General features: G+C 43.4%; 19 protein-coding genes. 10 read left to right on the plus strand and 9 right to left on the minus strand.

The window, feature by feature from the left end:
- Positions 1-196 precede the first annotated feature (196 nt).
- From istB to QMA09_RS14640, 3 genes are all read right to left on the minus strand, one after another.
- Positions 197-922 carry an IS21-like element helper ATPase IstB gene (gene istB / locus QMA09_RS14630; RefSeq protein WP_290213620.1) on the minus strand — a complete coding sequence of 242 codons (726 nt, stop codon included), beginning with the start codon at positions 920-922 and terminating at the stop codon, positions 197-199.
- Entirely contained in the window at positions 903-2,336 is a 1,434-nt protein-coding gene (istA, locus tag QMA09_RS14635; protein ID WP_356779542.1) for an IS21 family transposase, read from the minus strand. The genes istB and istA overlap by 20 nt, the downstream gene beginning before the upstream one ends.
- Before the next feature lie 179 nt (positions 2,337-2,515).
- The gene (locus tag QMA09_RS14640) at positions 2,516-2,713 is read right to left on the minus strand and encodes a hypothetical protein (RefSeq protein ID WP_290213622.1); all 198 of its coding nucleotides are present in this window, start codon (positions 2,711-2,713) and stop codon (positions 2,516-2,518) included.
- A gap of 198 nt (positions 2,714-2,911) precedes the next feature.
- Between QMA09_RS14640 and QMA09_RS14645 the strand changes: the two genes are divergently transcribed.
- The 4 genes from QMA09_RS14645 (at position 2,912) to QMA09_RS14660 (ending at position 6,901) form a co-directional block, all read left to right on the plus strand.
- Positions 2,912-3,898 (plus strand): YhdH/YhfP family quinone oxidoreductase, encoded by a 987-nt coding sequence (locus QMA09_RS14645; protein ID WP_290213623.1) that lies wholly within the window; start codon positions 2,912-2,914, stop codon positions 3,896-3,898.
- A 327-nt stretch (positions 3,899-4,225) separates the two neighbouring features.
- Positions 4,226-4,936, plus strand: coding sequence for a DUF5986 family protein (locus tag QMA09_RS14650; RefSeq protein ID WP_290213624.1), 711 nt, complete (start codon positions 4,226-4,228; stop codon positions 4,934-4,936).
- A gap of 19 nt (positions 4,937-4,955) precedes the next feature.
- Positions 4,956-6,146 carry an XRE family transcriptional regulator gene (locus tag QMA09_RS14655; RefSeq protein WP_290213625.1) on the plus strand — a complete coding sequence of 397 codons (1,191 nt, stop codon included), beginning with the start codon at positions 4,956-4,958 and terminating at the stop codon, positions 6,144-6,146.
- Between the two features lie 200 nt (positions 6,147-6,346).
- Entirely contained in the window at positions 6,347-6,901 is a 555-nt protein-coding gene (locus tag QMA09_RS14660; RefSeq protein ID WP_290213626.1) for a hypothetical protein, read from the plus strand.
- 299 nt (positions 6,902-7,200) lie between these two features.
- Here the strand turns inward: QMA09_RS14660 and QMA09_RS14665 are convergent, their stop codons facing one another.
- The 4 genes from QMA09_RS14665 to QMA09_RS14680 form a co-directional block, all read right to left on the minus strand.
- Positions 7,201-7,575, minus strand: a complete 375-nt coding sequence (locus tag QMA09_RS14665) for a hypothetical protein (RefSeq protein ID WP_290213627.1) — start codon at positions 7,573-7,575, stop codon at positions 7,201-7,203.
- Positions 7,576-7,735: 160 nt separating this feature from the next.
- Positions 7,736-8,758: a sodium-dependent bicarbonate transport family permease gene (locus QMA09_RS14670; RefSeq protein ID WP_290213628.1), complete on the minus strand. Its 1,023-nt coding sequence runs from the start codon at positions 8,756-8,758 to the stop codon at positions 7,736-7,738.
- A 165-nt stretch (positions 8,759-8,923) separates the two neighbouring features.
- Positions 8,924-9,298 (minus strand): Na-translocating system protein MpsC family protein, encoded by a 375-nt coding sequence (locus QMA09_RS14675; protein ID WP_290213629.1) that lies wholly within the window; start codon positions 9,296-9,298, stop codon positions 8,924-8,926.
- Between the two features lie 264 nt (positions 9,299-9,562).
- Positions 9,563-11,119: an FAD-dependent monooxygenase gene (locus QMA09_RS14680; protein WP_290213630.1), complete on the minus strand. Its 1,557-nt coding sequence runs from the start codon at positions 11,117-11,119 to the stop codon at positions 9,563-9,565.
- 524 nt (positions 11,120-11,643) lie between these two features.
- On the opposite strand from QMA09_RS14680, the gene QMA09_RS14685 reads away from it, so the two are divergent.
- Genes QMA09_RS14685 through QMA09_RS14695 form a run of 3 tightly spaced genes read left to right on the plus strand, consistent with a single transcriptional unit; the run spans position 11,644 to position 16,330 of the window.
- Entirely contained in the window at positions 11,644-13,671 is a 2,028-nt protein-coding gene (locus QMA09_RS14685) for a glycosyltransferase (RefSeq protein WP_290213631.1), read from the plus strand.
- Entirely contained in the window at positions 13,661-14,962 is a 1,302-nt protein-coding gene (locus tag QMA09_RS14690; protein ID WP_290213632.1) for a glycosyltransferase, read from the plus strand. Before QMA09_RS14685 ends, QMA09_RS14690 begins: the two co-directional genes overlap by 11 nt.
- Positions 14,963-14,992: 30 nt before the next feature.
- The gene (locus tag QMA09_RS14695; protein ID WP_290213633.1) at positions 14,993-16,330 is read left to right on the plus strand and encodes a uracil-xanthine permease family protein; all 1,338 of its coding nucleotides are present in this window, start codon (positions 14,993-14,995) and stop codon (positions 16,328-16,330) included.
- Between the two features lie 119 nt (positions 16,331-16,449).
- Here the strand turns inward: QMA09_RS14695 and QMA09_RS14700 are convergent, their stop codons facing one another.
- On the minus strand, positions 16,450-17,463 hold the full coding sequence (locus tag QMA09_RS14700) for an STAS domain-containing protein (protein ID WP_290213634.1): 1,014 nt from the start codon (positions 17,461-17,463) through the stop codon (positions 16,450-16,452).
- Positions 17,464-17,799: 336 nt separating this feature from the next.
- Here QMA09_RS14700 and QMA09_RS14705 point away from each other — a divergent pair, with 336 nt between their 5' ends.
- Both QMA09_RS14705 and QMA09_RS14710 read left to right on the plus strand, forming a co-directional pair.
- Positions 17,800-18,474: a metallophosphoesterase family protein gene (locus QMA09_RS14705; RefSeq protein WP_290213635.1), complete on the plus strand. Its 675-nt coding sequence runs from the start codon at positions 17,800-17,802 to the stop codon at positions 18,472-18,474.
- A 160-nt stretch (positions 18,475-18,634) separates the two neighbouring features.
- Positions 18,635-19,072: a hypothetical protein gene (locus tag QMA09_RS14710; protein WP_290213636.1), complete on the plus strand. Its 438-nt coding sequence runs from the start codon at positions 18,635-18,637 to the stop codon at positions 19,070-19,072.
- 154 nt (positions 19,073-19,226) lie between these two features.
- Here QMA09_RS14710 and QMA09_RS14715 read toward each other — a convergent pair whose 3' ends face one another.
- Positions 19,227-20,183 (minus strand): calcium/sodium antiporter, encoded by a 957-nt coding sequence (locus tag QMA09_RS14715; RefSeq protein ID WP_290213637.1) that lies wholly within the window; start codon positions 20,181-20,183, stop codon positions 19,227-19,229.
- 965 nt (positions 20,184-21,148) lie between these two features.
- Between QMA09_RS14715 and QMA09_RS14720 the strand changes: the two genes are divergently transcribed.
- Entirely contained in the window at positions 21,149-23,419 is a 2,271-nt protein-coding gene (locus tag QMA09_RS14720) for an excinuclease ABC subunit UvrA (protein WP_290213638.1), read from the plus strand.
- Positions 23,420-23,467: the final 48 nt, after the last annotated feature.

Raw genomic sequence — 23,467 nt, forward strand, 5'->3', positions numbered from 1 at the left:
TCATGTCTTAAGTGGTTCTATTTTTTGTCCGTAGTGGTTCTAAAATTTGTCTCAGGTGGTTCTTTTAGATGGCTATATGCAAAATAATGAAGCTTGCTACTCAAATGAAATCTTTTTTTACAACCCAGTTGTATTTTGCAATAGAAAAGTGCAGAGTGTTGCAACGCTTTTTACAGAGTGTTGCCGCCAAGGAGTTTCAGTTGGTGCGAGAGAGTGCATTGGTTAAGCGATAACTTTCGCCGGTGTAGGTGATGATGTGTGCGTGATGGATCAACCGATCCACCAACGCTGCGGTTAGTCGGCTATCGACGAATATTCGGTTCCACTGGCTAAACTCTAAATTCGAGGTGACGATCAAGCTTTTCTTCTCGTAAAACTCGGTGATGAGTTGGAAGAGGATTTCTGCCCCTTCCTTACTGAATGGCACGTAGCCCATTTCATCTAAAATCAACAGTTGAATATCATCAAATTTCTTGCGAAATGCACTCAGCTTCCCATTTCGATAGGCTGTTTCCAGTTCTTCGACCAGATGTGAAACCCGGTAGAAACGCACCTGGTAACCCATCTCACAGGCTCGTCTGCCTAAGGCTGAAGCCAAATGCGTTTTCCCAGTGCCCGGTGCTCCAACGAGCACAAGATTCTGGTGCGCTTTGATGAACTCCAAGTCTTCCAGTTGGTCCTTGGTCACCGTTTGAGGCAACCGCAACGAAGATCCCCATTGATAGCTTTCCAGCGTTTTGTTTTCCAAAAAACGTGCTTTCTTCAAATTCCGTTCCACCTTGGCGAATTCACGCATTTCGATTTCTTTGACCAACACATTGGATAGGTAATCTTGAGGAGTCGAAAATTCGACCGAATCTACAACCTCAGCCACATACGCGAGTCGGAGTTGCTTGCACAAATCACGCAGGTTCTCGGTCATTGTTCGCGTCTCCTTGCTGGCCCAAGTCATCATACTGGTTCCAATCCACATCAAAAGGATGATTCTGCTCAGGATGAGAATCGGTCATCATGTGTTTGTAGAAATCCTCATTGATTTCTTCCAAGGGATAACGGATCAATAGCGCAAGCACTTGCTCAATCCGTTGTTTCCGCACATGGACGGAAGGGATAGACAGATACTCTTTGATGCGGCCGGGCAAGTATTGCCGATAACGGGAATATTCGACGACACGGGGCTTTTGTCGCCACGCATTAAAGATGTCCTTCCACGGAAGAAGCTTCCGTTTGTTCATATAAGGTCGCAGACCTTCGGCGATAATTTCTCCATCAGGGGTGACCACTTGGTATTTATCCCACGTCGTCACCAGGTACAATTGAATATGATTTTTTCCTTTTGGAATATGTACGACGTCATCATCCACTTTGATTTCGTTGTAAGGATTCACTTTGATCAGCTGTTCTTTTCGTACCGGATAAGGTGAATCCGGCAGATTTTTCATGCTGCTTTTCTCTTCTTCCCAAAGCACTTGGATGTCAATTTGTTTTCTGTAATGCTGCCGGCACTGATCATCCATGGAGAACGCCAAAAGCTTTTCGGAAAGATCCGACAATCCCGTGATGACGGGCGGAACACTGAAGAAGTTGTAACGGATATACCCGACCTTCTTCTCCACATGGCCTTTCTCGTTTCCTTTTCGTACGTTGCACACCTGTGTTTCAAACCCGTAATACAGTTGGAACCGCATGAATTCATCCGTTAATTGCGCTTCTTCGGTCTTGCTTCGCGTCTTTTTAACGGCAGGCGTCAAGTTGTCGATGCGGATTTTTCGCGGGATAAAACCCACCTTGTCCATGAGTTTCTTTAGCCCTTCCAGAAAGCATTCCTGATTTTCAGACGGCATCGGCTCGTAAAAAGCGACGTTACTGAAAGGGAAAGACATGATGAGCAATCGGATGTCACGCGACTTTCCGTTTTCTACAGCTTCCATGACCCCAAAGTCGACTTGCGCTTCACCCGCAGGGTGCTCCAATCGTTCAGCACCCTTATCTTGGTCCTCACCATCATGCTGCACCCGCCATTCTTGGATAAAATTGCAACAGGTCCGGTAGGATCCTGGAAACCCATGCTTTTGTAGCTCCTTGAAAAGCTGTAAATTGTTTCGTCTGAGTTTTTTCTTTTCTTTCGCATCCTCGAACAACCAATCGGAAACCATCGTTCCCCATTTTTCTTCATACATCATGCCTTTTTTTGGTTTGATGATCGAAGGTGGAAGTTCACTTTCATCGCCATATTTTTTGGCCGTCCGCCAGTTGATTTGGAGGGTATTCGCAATTCGATCGATGCTCAACCCTTTTTCATTTCGTAAGTGTTTGATACAATTAATATCGGACATTGTAAGCATTCCTTTCTAACCTCCACCTGTTATGAGTTCGCACTTTAACAGTAGAGGTTGACTTGGGCGGCTTGCAAGTCCATTTTTATTTGCATGAAATTCTCATGCAGAACTCTGTACAAATTCATTGCAAAGTTCTGTACTTCTATTTTGCATTACACACCAGTCAAACTGAAAGATCAGGAAGTTCGATTATTGTTTGTGTTTGTTAATTTATTGTTTTCATCTGTGGTGTGCGAATGGTCTTTTAACGATTGGTTCTTTTGCTCTTGTGTATTGAAATTTTGGTTTTCTGAAGTTTCCTTGCTTTTTTCTTCAAGGAGTTTGTTCATTTTTTCTATGTTCGTTTCTTGTGTAGATGATTGGTCCTGGCTCATGAAATCTCCCTCTCTTAGCTGTTTCTACTTGTATTCCCTTAAGGAAATGGTGATAAACGTTGGCAGAGAGTACAACGCATTCCCGGTATAACTACTTCCCGCAAATCGGTTTTTCCATCGCTCGATTCAGCCCCAAAAAAAGAAACAGTTTCACCGCAGAGCCAATTCGGGAAGAGATAGGGAAGGAGGGGTATACAGATGAATTCTTTTAAAGCGATTGTTATTAAAGAACACGAAGACGAAGTTACTTACGGAGTGGAACAAATAGGCGAGGAAGGGCTGTCAGACGGGGACGTCTTCATTAAGGTGGCGTATTCTTCGATCAATTACAAAGACATGTTGGCGGTACAGAAAAAAGGAGGCGTGATCCGGGAGTATCCGATGATTCCGGGGATCGATTTGAGCGGCACCGTTGTCCGGACAGCAGATTCCCGTTTTCAAGAGGGGCAGGAAGTCGTCGTTACCGGTTTTGCGATGGGGATGAGCCACACAGGCGGATTCGCTGAATATGCCCAGGTGCCCGCGGATTGGGTTGTGTCGTTGCCGGAGAATTTGAGCTTGCGGGACGCAATGGTCTTCGGAACAGCCGGCTTCACGGCCGCATTGTCTATTCTGGCATTGGAGAAGAACGGCATGGATCCGAAAAACGATTCTGAAATCCTGGTGACCGGTTCGACCGGCGGCGTTGGTAGCATTGCCGTACAGCTGCTAGCGAAGATCGGCTACAAAAATATTACGGCGTTGGTCCGCAAAGAACATCAAGTGGAAGTGGCGAAATCGCTCGGCGCACATAGCGTCATTTTCCCAGATGACTTGGGCGAATTGAAAAAGCCATTGAACAAAGAGAAATTCGACTATGTACTGGATACTGTCGGAGGGGAGGTTATCTCTGTGTTGATTCCGCAGCTTTCCTACGGCGGCAGCATGAGCATGTGCGGAATGGCGGCTGGTGTTGAGTTGAAGGCAACCGTCCTGCCATTTATCCTGAGAGGGGTCAACCTGCTCGGCATCGATTCCGTGAATGTGCCAATTGAAAAACGCCCGGCGATTTGGGCGGAAATGGCGAATGACTGGAACATTGCCGGAACGACCTTGGTGGATGAGATTTCACTTGAAGAAGTGCCTGGCACCATTGAAGCCATCAAGAACGGGGAGCATCTGGGTCGGACGATTGTGAAGTGTTAACGGGTTGATTGCTCATTCAAAGCTTAGAGCGTAACATTCGCCTCACTGTGTAAAAAACTAAACGATTCTGACAATACAAAACAATTTATGCTCTATAAAATGTCACACCTGCTGTATCAACTATGCAGATGTGACTTTTTGATTTTATGCACTTCTATAAATTGTGTGGGGATTGTACGGAACACAGGGACCATCCACTTTTCGAATGTGATTTTTCATTATAGAGACGTCAGTAAATTGAAAATTACTTAATTGTAATTATTTATAAAAATAGTTGACTTTTTTATAAAATAATCTAATATAGTAAATAGAAAAGGAGGTTTTATTATGATTAGTTTAAGTGATTTAACTCTTGGCGAAATAGTAAATGCATTGGTGTTAAATGATCCAGAATCACATGAGCAGTATTTAATTGCAATAAACAATGAATCTGGAAATGGAGTAAAGAATAGTCGACATACATATCAATGGGACTATCGCTATAATACAATTGCGAAAATTGCTGAGAAATATAGTTTAAGATATGCAAAATTAGAACGAGGTAATCTCTGGCAAGCGATTTATTTAATTGGTCCCAAAAATGAAATTTATGTTTTCTTTAGTTCTAAAAATTTGCGCTCTATTATTCGTAAAGGTAGATATAATCATTACTTAAACCTGCTCAACCTTTTCAATGAAAATCTTGACAATTTAAATCCTGTAGAAATGCAAACATCTTTAAATTTAAATACTAATTCAGTTAATGAACTTCCAGATAAAGAAGCTTTAAGAATAACTGCCAGAGAAGTTGTGAAAATGATGGAAAATCCTCCGAGTAAAGTGGTGGTCATTGCATTTGATAAGGGATTTGTGGACACTGCTGAAGCAGTAGTATTTAATAGCAAACATCAAGTTGTTTGGAATAAGGACTTATCTTCATTAATTAAGTCCAACTATAAATTTGTACTTAAATCTGATGATACGGTAGTCGGCCAAAAAGAAAGTAGTATAGTATTGGATTCAAAAAAGAAGTCAATTGTACGCTTGAAAAATATATAGATAGTTTGGAGATAATAATATGAATAAGATATTTAATGGACAACGGCTAAAGGAAGCGAGACTTTATAATAAGTTAACGATTACCGAATTAGGCGAGAAGTTAAATGTCTCAAAGCAAATGATATCAAAGTATGAAAATGGAAATGGTGAACCTAGTTTTGAAAAATCATTGCAGTTAACAAGTATACTTGGATATCCCCGAGAATTTTTTTACACCCTAGATAGTTTTAAACTAAAAAGCGAAGGTACTTTCTTTCGTTCAAGATTAACAGCGACTCAAAAATCTAAAGATCCAGCATCAATAGCTTTGAAGTATTCTGTGATTGTGAGAAATTTTTTAGAACAATTTATTGAATTTCCGGTTTTAGAGAATAGGGTGAACTATGAAACATACGAAGAGTATAATTTGATAGCTGAAAAGATGAGGGAATATCTTGGTTTAGGCAATGGACCCATTCATGATGTGATCGAAGTAGCTGAGTTAATGGGGTTTACAGTTATTTCAATGGAGTATTCAGAAAGCAAAGTAGACGCTTTCAGTAGTATGAATAGCGTTGAAGATATTAATGGCGGAAAAAATGATTACTTTGTTATTGTGACGGGCACAGGTGAGAGAAGTTCTTTTTATAGACAACAATTTAGTATAGCGCATGAAATGGCTCACTGGGTACTGCATCAGAATATTAACCCTCAAGAACTTGATAAAGATGAATATAAAGTGATGGAAGATGAAGCAAACAAATTGGCATCTATATTCTTATTGCCTCAAGATTCATTTGGGGCAGAACTAACCAATAAGATCGTTGATGAAATTGAAACTTACTATAACTTAAAAAGGAAATGGAATGTTTCAATGGCTGCAATGATTAGACGTGCAAGAGACTTAGGAGCTATTAACACAGAGCAAGAAGTTAAATTGTATAAACAAATGCATTATCGCAAATGGAAGAATCCTGAACCTTTTGATTTGGAAACTAAGGTTACAGTGCCGGTAGCTTTCAAGCAATCACTTGAGTTATTAATTGATGAAGGAATATTAAAAGGTCATGAAATTCCTATGAAAATTGCTGAACAGTATAGTTTGTATTTGACACCTAAGATGTTAGCAATGATTTGTGGTGTAGAACCAGCAATGTTTATGGATAATAGTCAATCTAAGATAGTTTTGAAGTTGAAAGACTATAGAGACTTTAGAAGTTCTTCAAACTAGTAATTGGAAAAGGTATATTAAGCAAAATTTAAATCATGAAATGCGAACGATTTTAACAAACAAATCACCTGATATTTCATTTACTAATTAATTGTTACTCTAATATGTTAAAGGGGAGGGTGAAAAAATCCATTTTTGAGGGATAAGAAGTAGCATTGTTGGAATTCTTAATATCCACTCATCAAAAGGAGTTGAAAAAAATGGAGTGGTTGAACGAAAATCAAGGGGTTATTATGGTTGCTTTAACAGCTATATATGCTTTTACAACAATATGGATTTTGATTGCTAATAGGAAGACAGTAAAAGAGGCAAGAAAAACAAGAGAAGAAGAAAATCGGCCTTACGTGATTGTTTTCTTTGAACATAAAGCAAATGGCATCATCAATTTAGTTATAAAAAACACTGGAAAAACTTTAGCTAGTAATGTGAGTTTTAATTTTGATACTCCCTTACCTTATCCTAGAAGTCATCCTTTAAAAGACAGTAACTTGATTAAAGATGGTATTCCTTCCATGCCTCCAGAATATGAAATAAGAGCAATGGTAGAAATGATGAACCAGCTAGAAAAAGACTCAGAAGGAAAATATCCAAGATATAAAGTTGAAGTAAAGTATTTTCCATCAAGTGGCGGTGCAAAATACAATGAAACATTTATACTGGATCCGAATATTGAAAGTATGTTATTGATGGTAAGAGAATTAGAAATACACGATTTAGCAAAGTCAGTGGACCAATTAGTTAAACAAAATAGATAAATCGTTGTACTTTGTTAAAATCACTTCTAAACAATTTAAACAATACACAATATATTTATATTCCGAATACTTCCATACCCCTGCATCAGTAATTTGGGTGTGGTTTTTTCTTTTTTCGTCCGTATAAATTGTTTGGGAATTGTGTCATTCCCTGTGAAGCGAAGTTAATAACATTTTGAAAGAAAAGCGAAGAATTACTGCAGCGAATATCAGCAAATTTCTTGTTTTTAAATGTAAGAAGGCTAAAGAAATGATCCCATCGCGGATTCATTCCTCCAGCCTCCTTTACTACTGTTGCCTCACTCCACCCCAAAAGCCACAATCCCATAAGCCTCCAAATACGCTTTCAACACACGCACCCATTGTTTTTCACTCGCAAGCCCCACATGCCCATCTGGTCGAATCAGGTACAGCGCATCTTGCTTGAATCCTGCGTCTTTCATCTGGGCTTCCCATGCAAACTCATGGAGCTGGAGCGACTGCGAACGGGCAAAGTCGATCAGCTCGGGCTTCGCTTTGCCGTATATATGAATTTGCCAATCGACGGAGCGCAGCGGTTCGAAATTATCGCCGCTTGCGGTTTCGATCCACGGCAAGCGCATGCCACCGTAGACTTTGCCGGCTTTGCCTTTGTTCAAGAGGCTGTTGCGGTAATTGATGTGGATTTGAGACAAGATTTTAAAGGCGTTTTTTAAATTTCACCCCTGTGTTAGGAATAATTCTTAAAGATCGCATGCGACACAGGAACGAGCTAGCCGCTGTGGAAGATGGATCAGGAAATAGGTGCTGCAACATGCTTTCTTTATTCGAAAGCGACAAGGCCTTTCTTTGCTTTTACTGGATGAACTGCGCTAAGGCGAAGTAAAGCGGGATCCCTGCAATTAAGTTGAAGGGAAATGTGATGCCAAGGGACAGGCCGAGATAGATTGACGGGTTCGCATCCGGAACAGAAGAGCGCAGGGCGGCAGGAGCTGCGATGTAGGAAGCGCTTCCTGCCAAGACACCCATCAGCATGACCCCGCCGAGTGACAGGCCGACCCAGCTTCCGACCAGGACGCCGATACTTCCCGCTATGATCGGGACACAAAGGCCGAATAATAGGATTTTCCATCCGTGTTTAGTGACCTCTGGAAGGCGTTCACCTGCAATCAATCCCATATTCAATAAGAAGAGGATGAGGATGCTTCCGTATAGATCGATGAATAATGGTTTGATGAGAGATTCGGCGTTTTGCCCGACCACCCAGCCGATGAGTAAACTTCCCAATAGGAGGAGGATGCTTTTTCCGAACAAGCTGTCGCGCAGTACTTCCTTATCCAACAAACCGCCGTGGGCGAATCCGAGGATTTGAGCTTTTTCTTTTTGGTTCATCAGTATTCTTTGCTGACTGAAATCGGACTTTTCGGCAAGCCGCAGCAACAGCAAGGAAACGAAAATGGCGGGGCTTTCCATTAACACGACCAGTACATTCATGAACCCTTCATAAGCGATTCCTTTCTTTTCGAGAAACGAGATGGCGGCACCATAAGTGACGATGCTGACAGAACCATATGTTGCGGCCAATCCAATCGAATTATGTAAATCGAGCTTTGTGAAGCGCAGGGCGATCAATATTAGAATCGGAATGAGCACCCCTAAAAATAAAGCACCTAATATAGGCTTGATAACGGCGGAGATTTCATAATGGGAAAGCTGCATTCCACCTTTGATACCGATGGCGACCAACAAATAGATGCTCAACGCTTCACTTAACCCCGCAGGGAATTTTAAATCCGATTTAACCAAAGCCGCGAAAACACCTAATACAAAAAACAGGACAACAGGGGACAGTAAATTTTGGACGATAATCTCATACATGCTGGACACTTCTCCTTTAAGCTCGATTAGTTACTGAAGGTGTGGGTTTTTACATAAAAAAAATCGGCATACCCAGTAGCCGCTGATGAAAGTCATCAATGGACCTGAATAATGCCGGTTTACTTTCAGCTCAGTTTATACTGTACTGAAAATCTTCCAGAGATCTTATGTTAATTTTTCCTGCAAATTGCCTGACAAACGGAATACCATGATCCGTTCGCCTGTGCGGGTGCTGATGTCGGTATGGAAACTGGTGACGTGTTCTCCCGTCAATTCGCCGATCACCGTTCCTAAATAGTCCCGGCCGGATTCCACCAAATCGGAGCGGATGCGTTTGACCGATAATAAGCCTTCTTTCATATCGCATAATTTGTATTCGGCGGGTGTTAAAATGCCGCTTAATGAAATGACCAGCATATCCCGCAGAATATCGGTTTTTACAGAGACAGACCCTCTGCCCAAGTAATCCTTTTCCCACTGGGTCAATGTCTTACTGATCTCCGCTTCCAGTGAGCCTTTTGTCCATTTCGCATAATCCATCGTCTATCTCTCCTTATCAAAAAACGGCATATTTCTATTCCCGCTGAATCAGCAGGGTAGAAATATACCGTCTTATCGCAATCTTAGTCCATACTTTTTTCGACTTGTTCACTCAGTCAATAAGATTATTATTAACTGCCTGCTCAAGTTATCCATGGTATATGACTATTATTTCTAACTTTACGGTTATTCGTTTGAAATTATCTTATCCAATCCGTTGTTTTCTGTCAACTACAGTTTGTAGGGTCCCTGAGAGAATACAAGCTAAGTAAAGTCTTTACTATTTCTGCCACAATCCACTCCAAAAGCCACAATCCCATAAGTCTCCAAATACATTTTCAACACACGCACCCACTGCTTTTCAGTCGCAAGCCCCACGTGCCCATCCGGTCGAATCAGGTACAGTGCATCTTGCTTGAACCCTGCGTCTTTCATTTGCACTTCCCATGGAAACTCGTGGAGCTGTAGCGATTGCGAGCGGGCAAAGTCGATGAGTTCGGGCTGGGCTTTGCCGTATATATGAATTTGCCAATCGACAGAGCGCAGCGGCGCGAAATTATCGCCTATGTCAGTTTCGATCCATGGCAAGCGCATGCCGCCGTAGACTTTGCCGGCTTTGCCTTTGCTCAAGAGGCTGTTGCGGTAATTGATGTGGATTTGAGACAAGATCTTAAACACATTTTTTGAGGGGAAGGAAAATTTGAATACTGACGGCAAGACGTAAGGTACGGCATACTCCCGCAGCAACGTGCCTGGCAGTTTTTGATTGACGATCGTTTGGAACGCTTTGTCGGTCGTCGCGATCAACCGGCGCGCAAAGGCGATGCGCTCTTGTTCGTAGGTGTTCAATATTTTAGGAGCAGCTTTGCCTTGAACCACCGCTGCGAGTTTCCACCCCAAATTGATGGCGTCCCCAATGCCGGTGTTCATGCCTTGTCCGCCGGTCGGGCTGTGCAGGTGGCCGGCGTCACCCAGGATAAAGATACGCCCTTTGGCAAATCGCTCGCTGACTCGGTTATGGACGCGGTAGGTCGAAAACCAATTGACCTTGGCCGCGCTCACGCGGATTTTGTTTTCAATGTAATTGGTGACTTCACTGTATTGGACATCGGTGCGCTCGTTGAATTCCTCGGGCACAATGCCAAGGATTCGTTTGGTGTTGGCGTTGCGGACGTTCATATACAGCATAAAGCCGTCATTGTCCATGTACATGTCCATCTTTTCCATATCGTCGACCGGTTTCTCGGTTTCGATATCGGCGACAAAGAACAATTGCTTGTACGTACCGCCGGGAAATTCGAGTCCCAGCCCTTTACGGACCATGCTGCTGGCCCCGTCGCAGCCGCATAAATAGGCAAATTCCGCTTTTTCTTGGGGCTGTCCTTCTTGCTGCAGGACGGCGTTCACGCCTTCTCCTGTGTCTTCAAAAGAAAGCAGCGCGGTGTTCCATTCCACTTCGACGCCGATTTTGCTTAATTCGTCTACGAGTATTTCTTCGTGCTCGTCTTGCGGCAAACTCAAGATAAACGGAAACGGGCTCAGCCCTTTGCCCAAATCATGGAATTTCACTGTGGCTCTCACTCGTTTGCCGTCGCTGATATCAAGCGACAAAATCGGATGCCCCCGCTTGATGTTGCGTTCGGCCAGGCCAAGCTGCTCGTACTGCTCCAATATGCGCGCATGCACAGCAAGCGCACGTGATGCTGTGCCGGTTCCTGCGTTTTTATCGATGATCCGAAACGGCACGCCTTGGCGCGCCAGGCTATAGGCAAGAGCCAGGCCAGTGGGGCCAGCTCCGATGATTAAAATTTGTGGGTTCATCCTAGAGACCTCCTAATGAGTATCACTTCTGCTGATTGATTCCGTTTCAAGTGTCATAGAGTGGCTGGCTCAAATCGAGTATCGGAAAAGTTCTTGTAAGAAAAAGCGCGTGATGCCGAACGAAAAGCTCTTGTACAGCTACTATATCCTTAATCGACCCATTTCAAGCAAGCGACGCTTAAAATTAAAATCGCGCCCTTGCGAACAACACAATTCAACAGATACAACGAATCCAAATGAGGAATCTGCTAAAACTAGAAACGAGGCGGATTCCTTTTGCATTTTCATGGCTAATGGCAAATTACCATAATGGGTTCTTACACAGGGTGGATTTAGGAACTGATTGACCGAAGCAACTTCGGCCAATAGTTTTGGAGCTATTAGGCGGAATATCGATAGGCAGAATTATTCATTCAAGTTATATAGTCTCATTTAGCAGGTATAACTTGAGGTATAGATTAGCCGTTATAGTTTAGAATAGGAAGAAACTAATTTACTAAAAGCAAAGTATTGGAGGGTGTAAAATGAATGAATTTATTCAGTTTAGAAATCAGGTTTATGATACTGAGCGCAATGATATTTACCCTCTCCAATTTTTAGATGCGTACATACATAAAAGTGAAACGATAACTTCCGATGAACGAAGATGGAAAGAGCAAATTCGAACGATCAAGCAACTGGAGCGGGAAAAGAAACCGAGTGAAAAAGAAATACATGAATTACTGTCGTTTTTGGGAGAGCATCCAGCGATCGACCGGTTGATCGTAGATGCGGTCTTGAAATTATTCAATGATGAGACCAAAGGAATCGTAGCGGATAAAACAAAAGAATTAATAGCAACACAACAATACGGTAGCCAACAGCTTTATCATGTGTTGGATATTTGCATTGAATGCGGCTTGGATGTGTTAAATGATGACGATATCTTCTTTATGCTCCAGAAATACAAACGGGATGCAGAGATCATGTCGATTTTGCTGGACTATATGGATCGTTTCGACAGACAGGGATTTAAAGATCATCTCTATGAATTATTAACTTTCGATTACCCCGACAGCATCAAAATTCAGGCAATAAATAGTTTGCGGAATTTGTATTCATTGGAAACTGTGGATGAGAAGAATGTCATAAATGAGAAGAACAAGGTGTTTTTTGAGGGTTATATAGACTTTCTCCATACCGGTTTTAAATTTGAAAATCCAGGCACTTCAATCTTGCAGTCCATGTTTTATGGGGATTTTGAAGATAGCGGAAAAGGGAATAATGGCGGGTTAGCCATATTATTAAAAGGTTTAGGCGAAGAGATAGCGAAAGATAATAGTGTGTCTTATGTATTCACGCTTACGATCACGCAAGACTTAACGAAGCCCTTTATCAGCTTTTATGGAGATAAACACGTATTGATCCGGCTGCCCATCTATTTGGACCAGGCTGTAAGGGACAAGTTTATCAAAAGAGAGTTGTTTATCAAAAGACAGATAGCCCATTTTTTAAAACAGGCCAACCTAAAGCCCGATGTCTTTCATATCCGATTTTTAGACAATGCTTCTAAAGCGGTTGCTCATCTCTGCAAAGAATTGAATCGGAAACTGGTCTTTACGCTGACGCCAGATCCGCACCGGAACATGTTTGATGGAGCGGGCCAGTTAAAAGAACTTGGTTTTAACGAGCTTCTTGAAAAACTGAATAAGATCAAAATAGGCGATGAATTAATCGACATAAGCGATGGAATCGTTGGGATCGGGAATGCAGAGGTGAAAACAGAACTTGCGGTGTATTTCCCTCAATTCAAAAATGAGTATGTAAATAGAAAAATAAACATGATTGGTGAAGGCATACAAATAGAACAATCAATGGATGCCGAAGACCTCGCGATCGCTTCCAACCGTCTTATCGAATGGCTTGAAACAAACAAAGATTTCTTTGAAAAACCTGTCATCTTGAACGTAGGGCGATTATCTGTTTTAAAAGGGCAGATGGAACTTTTGAAAGCATGGTCAAACTCCAGGCTTTCAAAAACGCATAACCTTCTGCTCATCGGGGGAGACCTGGAGAGGCCGAATCAAGAAGAAGAAGCGGTGATTGATTTTTTCAAAGATCACGTGCACAGGCATCCCGAGTTCAAAGGCAGGTTCCTCCATCAAGGTGCCATGTCAAACGCGGATATAAGGATGCTTGAAAAGACGATTATTGAGCGGGACTTTGACGGTCCGCATATCTACCTTTGCGCCAGTGTCAAAGAAGAGTTTGGCATCGCGATTTTAGAAGCGATGTCGATCGGCTTTCTAACCTTGGGTCCGTTAAAAGGCGGGGTTAAAAGCTATATGAGGAACGGGGAAAACGGCTTTTTAATCGACACAAGCAATTGGGAAACGATTGCAAAAGACGCGGAAAAATATCTGTATGATTCGAAAATCGATAAAGATGAAGTGAAGAAAATTCAAGCTGCTGGACAAAAAACAATAGATGAACACTTTTCGATTAAAAAGATTTCAGCTGAGTTTGTATCAATGTATTTGTCTTTAAAAGGAGAAGAAAATCATGAAATATAAAAAAATATTTTTCATCAGCCCGCCTTTTTATTCGCATTTCAACCCATTATTGGTGCTGGCAAAAAGCTTTCAGGAACATGGTGCCGAAGTGACATTTGGCTGCAGCATCGAATTCAAGGAAAAAATCTTGGAAGAAAACCTGGCTTTTTATGAAATCGACATCAGCAGCAATAAAAATACAGGGACAGGTGAAAATACGGTACAACCAGATACGGAGAGAATGAGGTTAGAAGAATTCTTCGAGTCGACCAAAAAAGGCGCAGTCGAAACGTTGATTACGCAGTCCCGCCACAGAAAGGCAGACATGCTTTACAATCCCCAGGAATTGATCGACAAGATCAAGCGAATCGATGATTCTTTGGATGTCGACCTGTATGTGGTCGACATCTTATCGTACTCGGTTACGCTGAGCTTGTATTTCTTGGGGCTGCCTTTTGTCACATTTTGCCCTCCTCATCCCAATACGATTCCAAGAGACGGACGCTATTTTAATGTACCGAAAAGCTGGCCCGAGGCGATCACGGTCAACGAAGAAGATTTGATGAGGTTGAAGCAGGTTTCCACCCAAACCCAACGGGAATTCACGGAAGTTTTCAACGCGATTATCACTGAAAACAAGTCGATTGAAAAAATCAGCAATGCTTTTAGCTTGGTCTCTGAAATCGCGGTTGTCTACAATTATTTTGATTTTAACAACATTGAAAAAAATGAAGAAAACCCGAAAGAACTATTTATCGGGAATTCATTTCAAGCGGTTGCGTTGGAGGAAGAATGGCTGGAAAAAATAGAGACAGAAGAAAAGATCATCATGATCAGTTTGGGCACTTTTTTATCGAATCGAAAAGATGTACTTGAAAAACTGATCCTGTCGGCCAGAGAAACCTACCCGGATGCGCTATTGATCGTTTCTGCAGGCAGCCATGCGGAGGAATTGCAAAAACACAGCTCGCCCAATACAATCATCGAAGGTTTTATTCCGCAAATCGCGCTGATGCATTATGTAGACACCGTCGTCTTTCACGGGGGCTGCAACACGTTGACAGAAGCGATGTACCATGGGAAAGAGATGATCATCTTACCGTTTTCCAGCGACCAGTTTAATATCGCATATGATATTGAAACGCATAATCTGGGACGCGTACTGGATCCGAATAATTTCAGCAAAGAAGAATTAGCGGAGGCATTCAATGAGTTAGAAACGATTTCGAAAGACAATTTACTGCATTGGCGAAACATCTCCAGAGAAAGAGGAGCCGATTATGCAGTGAAAAAAATATTGGAGATCGAATAACATCTAAATAGGATTGGAAAGAGGTGTTTTATGAAAGAAGTAGTTGGAGCTGACACGAAGATTAGGAATACAAATAAATACGATGTGGACGGTGTACCCCCATTAAGAGAAGCGATACCTTTGGGCTTGCAGCACATTTTTGCGATGTTTTTAGGCAATATTGCCGTCCCGATCATCATCGCAGGTGTGGTTGGCATCACAGGAAATGATTTAACGATATTGGTTCAAAGTGCCATGATCATGGCAGGTGTTGCAACGATTATCCAATGTTACCCAATATGGATGGTCGGCGCACGGCTCCCAGTAGTGATGGGGACGAGTTTTGGTTTCCTGCCGACAAATATAGTGATCGCCAGCTCTTTTGGCATATCCGGATTATTGGGTGCAAGCCTGATCGGCGGTTTATTTGGCGCGACTTTAGGGTTTTTCATCAAGAAATTAAGAAGGTTCTTTCCGAAGATTGTTACAGGCACCGTTGTTCTGACGATTGGATTGTCGCTATTGCCTACAGGGATTGTCTCGATGGCTGGCGGCAGTGGAGCTCCGGATTTCGGATCAGCTAAAAACTGGCTGGTGGCTTTACTGGTATTGGCCATTGTGCTCGTTCTAAATCGATATGCAAAAGGGATGGCGAAAACATCCTCCATTTTAATCGGTATTGCCATTGGCTATATGGTGGCTTTGCCGCTGGGCATGGTGGAATTTACGCCAATCAGAGAAGCTTCCTGGTTTGCAGTTCCCCAACCGTTTCATTTTCCAATGGAATTTTACTGGGGCGCGATCCTCCCGATGATGATTATGTTTATCGTTACGTCTGTTGAGACCGTTGGCGATGTTACTGCAATGACTACTGGCGGAGCAGGCAGGGAACCTACAGAGAATGAGCTTTCCGGCTCCGTCATCGCAAATGGTTTTACCTCTTCGCTTGGAGCGATTTTTAACTCGTTGCCAAATACATCTTTTAGCCAAAATGTAGGCATGATTGCATTTACAAAAATCATGAGCAGATATGTCGTCGCTGTTGGTGCTGTATTTTTGATCTTGGCTGGTCTTATTCCTAAGATTGGAGCAATTGTATCGACAATGCCGCCAGCGGTTATTGGAGGCGCCACCGTCATTATTTTTTCTCAGATTACGTTAACAGGCATAGCCATCTTAACGTCAGAGCCTTTAAATGAAAGAGCGAAGATCATCATTGGATTAGCTTTGGTATTTGGACTCGGATTAAGTCAAGTACCCGATGCGATGAACGCCTTTCCGGAGGTTGTTAAGTTGTTGTTTGGCGGATCAGGTATCACAATTGCCTGTTTTGTTGCGATTGTATTGAACCAAATCATTCCAGAGGAATCGGTGAAAGAAAACGCATAGACGAAAACACACCCGCTGGCTTCCAATTGCGGGTGTGTTTTTTAAAATTAATTCAACCTAAAAACACAGCTCCAGCTTTTGCTGGGGCGGTGTTTCTGTTTTTGGAATGAAAGCATAGCCTATGAAATTGACCGGCCGCTTTTGCCTAGCGCATAGTAGATGCCGTGCTGGAGGCTTTGCAGGCATTCGAATTTATTCAGGTTATTGTCGGATTGGATAATCACCATCGCCAGTTCCGGCGACACGCCGACCAATATGGTTTCGATGCCCAGAAGCCGGGCAGAGGCTCCAAGTTTATCGATCAGCCTTGCGGTGTGTTCGGAAATTTGTTTGTTCAGTCCAGTCAGATCAAGCAGAAGGTAGTGTGCCTGATGTCTCGGTAGTTCGCTCAGCGTATTGTAAATAAGATCTTCCGAACGTTCTTCATCGTAACTGCCGATCATCGGCACGACCACGATATTTTCCAATACCGGAATGATAGGAGAAGAAATTTCTTTAACGAGGTTCTGCAGCATCAGCGTTTTCTCATCGACCATTCGCTCGAGTTCTCGAATCTTTAATGCCTCCTGTTTTCTGGACATCTCGTGGATGTTCGACTGCACGGTAATATCGGACGGATAATACTCCACGATGCTGAAAGAATTCTCTTCGTTTTGATACTGAATTGTTTTATACCAGAAGTTAGTGCCGAAAAGACCTGTCAATACGCCGGCGTAATGGGAAGGAACAAAGATGCCTTCAAGGCCTTTCTGTTTTTGCTGGTTCATTTTGTACTCCCAGTCATCTTGTATATGAAGCGTGAAATGTTTCGCCTCTTCGTCCATCTTAACAATTCTCACTTTGCCCCAGCCTGCTGGTGCATATGTATTGGATAACCATTCGACTACATTTGAGGTGTTGATGTTTTTCATGTGTAAAAATCCTTGGCCTACGATGACGCCTTGGCGGAAACCAGTCGTTTCCAGCACAAGTTTTGTTGCTTCAGTTCCTGAAATTTCCCGGATGGTGTCAAAGAAGGTTTCCATGGCTGAAATCCAAAAGAACACGACGTCCCCGCCATCGAATAAGACTTCTCCGGTTTGTAAATCCCACTTCAATTCTACATCGCCGACTGTAATTTGTTTTTTCATCATTTTTAGTTTTCCTCCGATTTATTGGCTTTTCCCAATCATTTTTACGAGCAGGCGCTAATTAATGAACAATATAACAAGTTAGATATCTTATTCCCTCATTGGAAAAAACTATGCACTATAAATTATGAATTAAATTGGGGTGAACACAGGACTGTTCAATCAAAAAAATCAAAGGTTTCCAACAGACGCTGCAGAAGGTTCGCAACTGTTTCTTGCTGTGTAGCACCGAAGGAAATTAAAATCTAACCCGAGAGACATTTTTATTCGGCAAAAAGGAATAGAAGGAATAACAAGGGCGTTCGTGTAAAAAAGAATAGATGCAGAGGGGTGCAAACAATGAAAAGAATCTTGGCCATCAGCGATATTCACGGAGAGCTTGAACTTTTTAATGAGCTGCTGCAGAAGGTGGACTATGACGACGCCGAAGACAGACTTATTTTACTGGGGGATTACGGGGACCGCGGCCCGGATTCCAAAGGGGTTTTGGAGCGGGTCATCGAATTGAAAAAGCGTGGTGCCATTGTCTTAAGGGGCAATCACGATCAAATGATGCTGGACGCTGTAAACGATGAACCCGGTGCAAAGCAGATCTGGGCAAGGAATGGGGGCTTGCAGACATTGCAAAGCTACGATCCGTCCATTAAAGACATAACGCTTCCAACGGCAGCTGTCTTTTGGGAGCACGTCGATTTTATTAAGGAAACGGCGTATTACCATGAAACGGATGACTTTATATTCGTGCATGCGGGCGTTCAGCCGGATATGCCAGTGGAGTTGACAGACCCAGCGATTTTGATGTGGATCCGCGATGACTTTTATGAAGCCTATTCGGGAGAGAAGACGGTAGTGTTTGGCCATACACCGGTGTTTATGCTGCGCGGGACAAGAAATTATGATGTCTATTTTGGCGACAATCGGATTATCGGCATCGACGGAGGCGCGGTTTACGGCGGACAGTTGAATTGTCTGGAGCTGCCGAGCCGAAAAGTTTATAAGGTGCGGAAGCATTGAATAGAAGAATCAAGGATTGAAGCATGGAGCCATCAAGAGAACGTGTTAGAATAGCAATTAGTGGAACGTTAAACTTTCTTATAGGAAGCGGCAGGATTTTGCCTATAAGGAAAAGCAGCATTCATAAATGCTAGTGAATTGAAAAGGATGGGATAGCAAAGTGAACAAATCCGTAGAACAAAAAATGGGCGAGATGCTCGAAGTGTTTAACAGTTTTCCGAATTGCCGGATTGAACCGGATGAGGGCGAGCGGCTTTTGATCGCCAGCAATCAAGCAGTTCCCTGGAGTGGTGCGGAATCGTCGCATAAAATTGGGTACATTACGCCTCATAAAGCATCGCTTGCGCTGTACATTGATTTCCCGCATGATTATTTAGATGCGGATCGGGTGGAGGAAGTCATAAATCCTGAACGCACATTGATGTATTACGAGCCAGGCACAAAGACTTCAAACGTGAAAAGCTGGTGGCGGTTCCGAACGGATGAGAAATTCGACAGCATTCACCTGGTTCTGAGAAAAACAGAGCTGGACTTGTATGATTTCAAGCGAGAAGACTGGATTCAATTGATGAAAGAGATTGCAGATGTTCATCAATGATTGAGGGCATAGCGGATGATGGAGCTTCCTTGATGCAACCGTCAAGTGGAATCAGACAGCGCTGTTGGATGAGTTGGGGAAGATAAATTAGAAAGAAGCAGCACCAGTAATTTCTCTGGTGCTGCTTCTTTTTATCTGCATTCTTTCGTATAGGTTAATTCCGCAAAATAATATAAATAACGTAAACGATGTAGATGATGGCTAAAACCGAACCTTCCATCCTTGAAATCGTATACTTGGTTCTTGATAGAATCATTACTAAAATAGTCACGAAAATCATTAGCCATACATCCGTAAATATCTTCGAATCAACAGTTAAAGGATGGATAGTTGCAGAAGCCCCTAATATGAAGAAGATATTAAAAATATTGCTGCCGATGATATTGCCTAAAGCAATCTCCGCCTGTTTCTTAAAAGCTGCAGTTACAGAGGTGACCAGTTCAGGAAGTGAAGTCCCTACAGCAACTATCGTTAAACTGACTAAGGTCTCACTCATCCCGAGTGAAAGAGCAATCTGAATGCTGTTTTCTACAACGAGGTAACCACCGAATACGATGGCAGCAAGTCCTCCAATTGTTAAGAGCGAATTCTTGGTCATGGAAAGGTTCGCGACATCCGGGGGATTCTCTTCTGTGAGCCGTCGATCCTTCCGTGCCACCTCAAAGATATAGTAAAGAAAAACAGCAAAGAAAAGCAGCAGCGTGATACCTTCGGTTCGTGTAATGAGATTGCTGCCTGCCGATTGGAGTTGAATATCGCTAATGAGAAGCAGCAGTGAAACTGCGCCCAACAAGGCGAATGGGATTTCTTTTCTGATTGTCTCGCTTTGAACAATCAAAGGAAAAACCAGGGCTGTAACTCCTAAAATGAAAGTGATATTAAAGATGTTGCTGCCGACGACATTCCCGATTGCGACATCACTGCTTCCTTCGAAAGCAGCAATAAAACTGACTGACGCTTCCGGTGCACTTGTGCCAAAAGCTACAATCGTCAAACCAATCAATAAAGGTGAAACCCTCAAGCTTTGTGCTATTTTTGAAGCTCCTTCTACAAAATAATCCGCTCCTTTAATCAAAAGCGCGAAGCCTACTATTAATAATAGATAAGTCATCTGTTGTTCACTCCTTCATCTATTTTTATAAATGCGTATTCAATTTTTCGAAGAATAAAAAGTGATTTCACTAATGACCTGCAAGCTATTTCAGTCCGTTTGTCGTTGAGGGAAGTAACTTGACTCTTTTCTATGATAATACCCTTAAATCGTGCCCCTGTGTAAGAAAAAATTCACGATATACAATCTTATTGCATATAAAAATGAAAAATCAAAAGTTGAAAGCTTTCTTATTGGATTTTTATGGAAATTAATATATAGTCGAAATTGAGCGGTACACAGGGATGAAATTGGGATTGCTTTATAAATATAAAATGAAGTAAAGACACCGCATCGATAGAGAGAAGAATTTCAAAATGACTTTGACAATACACTATAGCTTATACCACATACATTGCTGCACCGAGGAAATCAACATTTCTTGGAGCGGCTTTTTATTTTGTTTGTGTGAGCCAGGCCAAAATAGGGAATCCTTTTAGTATATAAATTTGAAATTAAAAATTAGTATTTTGAAGATCGCTCCGGTCGCTTTGGGCATGGCTCTCGTAATGAGCCGATAAGACCACTCGGCTCATCGCTAAAAACATCTGCTTCTGCATCGCTGCGCTAGCTTCGAAGCAAAGGAAATGGTCCAAATTCCATTTGGCCATCTCCTTGCCTAGCCCTTTGACGTGCCGTCGCTAAGAGATATCTCGATATGGAGAAAAACAGCTGCGAAAACCGTACTGCTCCTGCAGTGCTGCGCACTTCGTCGCAAAGACTTGCCCTCGCAGGCTTCGGGTAAGTCTTGCCTGCGGAATAGTGAGACTCCCGAGACCCCGCAGGAAGCGTAGCGACCGAGGAGGCTTGGGAGCGAGCCCGCGGAAAGCGCAGCTGTTTTGCGGAATATCGACAATGAGAATCATTAGTTCAACTTTATATAGTAGGTTAATTCCTCGATTTGATTGGAAAAGGAGAATGTCGAAATGCCAGATAAAAGAGATGAAATCATATTGCGGGGGCTTCGCGAAAATAATTTGAAGAACATCGATTTAAATATCCCGAAAGAAAAAATCAATGTGTTTACCGGCCTGTCAGGGTCAGGGAAAAGCTCAGTCGTATTTGATACTTTAGCGACCGAAAGCAGAAGACAGATGACGCTGAACTACCCGCTGTATATCCGGCACCAGATGCCGAGGTACGAAAGGCCGCATGCCGATTTGATGCAGCACTTGAGCCCGGTCGTCGTCGTGGAACAGAAACCGGTGCGGAGCAATTCCCGCTCGACCGTCGGCACGTATATGGATATCGATCCGTTGATCCGGCTGTTGTTCTCACGGATCGGCAGTCCACCGATCGGCTCAGCCACCGAATTTTCGAGTGACAGTTCTTTCGGCAACTGTCCGGTCTGCAACGGCTTCGGGGAAATCGTGGCGCCGGATATCCACAAACTCATCGATCACACAAAATCGCTTCGGGACTCCGCAGTGCGATTCAAGCCGCTGGCGCCGCCCGGCTGGCAGGGTAGATGGATGGTGGACGGCGGATTGTTCGACCCCGATCTCCCCATCAAAGATTTCACAAAGGAAAAATATAATATGCTCGTCTACGGTCCGCCGGAAGGCGAGCGGGCATTCAGCAAGTATTATTACAAAGTAGGTAATCGGGACATTGAATGGGACGGCATCCTTCCCCGGTTTATTCGCCTGTACATTAACCGGGACCTCACGAAACTGAAAATAATATCCCAGGATGATGTGCTGGCGATGACCACAAATACACCGTGTCCGACCTGCGAAGGTTCAGGATTGAACCCGAAAGTACTGGAATGCAAGATCAACGGGCTCAATATCGCCCAATACGATCACTTGGAAATGACGGATCTGCTCGGGGAACTGGCGAACATAAAAGACCCGGTCGGCACATCCATCGCGCAACAGGCCTACCCGAATGTCAAACAGCTCGTGGACCTGGGCTTGGGCTATTTGAGTCTGGCGCGAAAAGTGGGCACGCTGTCCGGCGGCGAAGCGCAGCGCGTGAAAATCGCCCGCCATTTAGGCAGCAGCCTGAACAACATCACGTATATTTTCGATGAACCGAGTGCAGGGCTTCATCCGGAAGAGATCGACATGCTGACGCATATGTTGAAAGATTTGAGAGACAATTACAACACTGTCGTCGTCATCGAACACAATTTAGCGGTCATCAAAACAGCAGATGAAATCATCGAAATGGGTCCGGGAGCGGGTGTGAGCGGCGGCGAAGTGGTGTATCAAGGCGCTCAGGCAGGGTTAAAGAAAGCTTCAGCCATCACCGATTTGGATCATAAAGTCAGCGTGAATAAAACCCCACGACAGGCAGAAAACAGTTTTTCAATCAAAAATGCTTCGGCCAATAACTTGAAAAATGTCAGTGTGGATATTCCGAAAAACGTCCTGGTGTCGGTATGCGGCGTTTCAGGTTCTGGCAAGAGTTCGTTAATGTTCGACGCATTTACCGGCAACTATCCTGAAACCATCTCAGTGGGCCAAGGCAGCATCGGAACGTCCAGCCGTTCGACACTCGCGACTTATATGGGAATCATGGATGACATCCGGTCGATTCTGGCCAAAGAGACGGGACAGCCGGTGGGCTTGTTCAGCTTTAATTCGTCTGGCGCCTGCCCGGTCTGCGAAGGCAAAGGCGTCACTACGCCGGACGTGGCTTTTGCGGATCCTGTCACCGTCACGTGTGAAGCTTGCAGAGGCACGCGCTATTCGGATGAAGCGCTGTCGCATCGCCACTTAGGAAAAAATATCGTGGAAATTTTGGAACTGTCGATCGACGAAACCAATCACTATTTAAAAATGCCGAAAATCGTCAAAAAAGTGGATACCTTGAAAGATGTCGGTTTGGGCTACCTGACATTAGGACAGACGACCAGTTCGTTAAGCGGAGGCGAAGTGCAGCGCCTCAAGCTTGCCAGCCACCTGAAAAAAGAAGGGCAAATCTATTTATTGGATGAACCCTCATTAGGCTTGCACACCAAAGACAACGATCATTTATTGGACGTCTTCCAAGGCCTTGTCGACAAAGGGAATTCGATCATCCTCATCGAGCACAATCTGAACTTTATCGCCGCGAGCGACTGGATCATCGAAATGGGTCCAGGCGGCGGAAAAAAAGGCGGCGAAGTCTTGTTTGAAGGAACGCCGGAAAGCATGCTCCAGTCGGAAACATTGACGGCGAAGTGGCTAAGAAAAGGCGTGAAGGGGTAATTAAGGAATAGATGCTTTGGAGTTGACCAAGTTCTTATGAAGGAAAAG

This window comes from Planococcus sp. APC 3906 (genome assembly GCF_030407685.1).
Classification (GTDB): Bacteria; Bacillota; Bacilli; order Bacillales_A; family Planococcaceae; genus Planococcus; species Planococcus koreensis.

Coding starts and splice junctions, on each gene's coding strand:
- QMA09_RS14695 (WP_290213633.1), top strand. CDS start 14,993: ATGAAAGAAGTAGTTGGAGCTGACACGAAGATTAGGAATACAAATAAA.
- QMA09_RS14700 (WP_290213634.1), bottom strand. CDS start 17,463: ATGATGAAAAAACAAATTACAGTCGGCGATGTAGAATTGAAGTGGGAT.
- QMA09_RS14715 (WP_290213637.1), bottom strand. CDS start 20,183: ATGACTTATCTATTATTAATAGTAGGCTTCGCGCTTTTGATTAAAGGA.
- QMA09_RS14645 (WP_290213623.1), top strand. CDS start 2,912: ATGAATTCTTTTAAAGCGATTGTTATTAAAGAACACGAAGACGAAGTT.
- QMA09_RS14655 (WP_290213625.1), top strand. CDS start 4,956: ATGAATAAGATATTTAATGGACAACGGCTAAAGGAAGCGAGACTTTAT.
- QMA09_RS14650 (WP_290213624.1), top strand. CDS start 4,226: ATGATTAGTTTAAGTGATTTAACTCTTGGCGAAATAGTAAATGCATTG.
- QMA09_RS14690 (WP_290213632.1), top strand. CDS start 13,661: ATGAAATATAAAAAAATATTTTTCATCAGCCCGCCTTTTTATTCGCAT.
- QMA09_RS14675 (WP_290213629.1), bottom strand. CDS start 9,298: ATGGATTATGCGAAATGGACAAAAGGCTCACTGGAAGCGGAGATCAGT.
- QMA09_RS14640 (WP_290213622.1), bottom strand. CDS start 2,713: ATGAGCCAGGACCAATCATCTACACAAGAAACGAACATAGAAAAAATG.
- QMA09_RS14680 (WP_290213630.1), bottom strand. CDS start 11,119: ATGAACCCACAAATTTTAATCATCGGAGCTGGCCCCACTGGCCTGGCT.
- QMA09_RS14670 (WP_290213628.1), bottom strand. CDS start 8,758: ATGTATGAGATTATCGTCCAAAATTTACTGTCCCCTGTTGTCCTGTTT.
- istA (WP_356779542.1), bottom strand. CDS start 2,336: ATGTCCGATATTAATTGTATCAAACACTTACGAAATGAAAAAGGGTTG.
- QMA09_RS14685 (WP_290213631.1), top strand. CDS start 11,644: ATGAATGAATTTATTCAGTTTAGAAATCAGGTTTATGATACTGAGCGC.
- QMA09_RS14660 (WP_290213626.1), top strand. CDS start 6,347: ATGGAGTGGTTGAACGAAAATCAAGGGGTTATTATGGTTGCTTTAACA.
- QMA09_RS14720 (WP_290213638.1), top strand. CDS start 21,149: ATGCCAGATAAAAGAGATGAAATCATATTGCGGGGGCTTCGCGAAAAT.
- istB (WP_290213620.1), bottom strand. CDS start 922: ATGACCGAGAACCTGCGTGATTTGTGCAAGCAACTCCGACTCGCGTAT.
- QMA09_RS14705 (WP_290213635.1), top strand. CDS start 17,800: ATGAAAAGAATCTTGGCCATCAGCGATATTCACGGAGAGCTTGAACTT.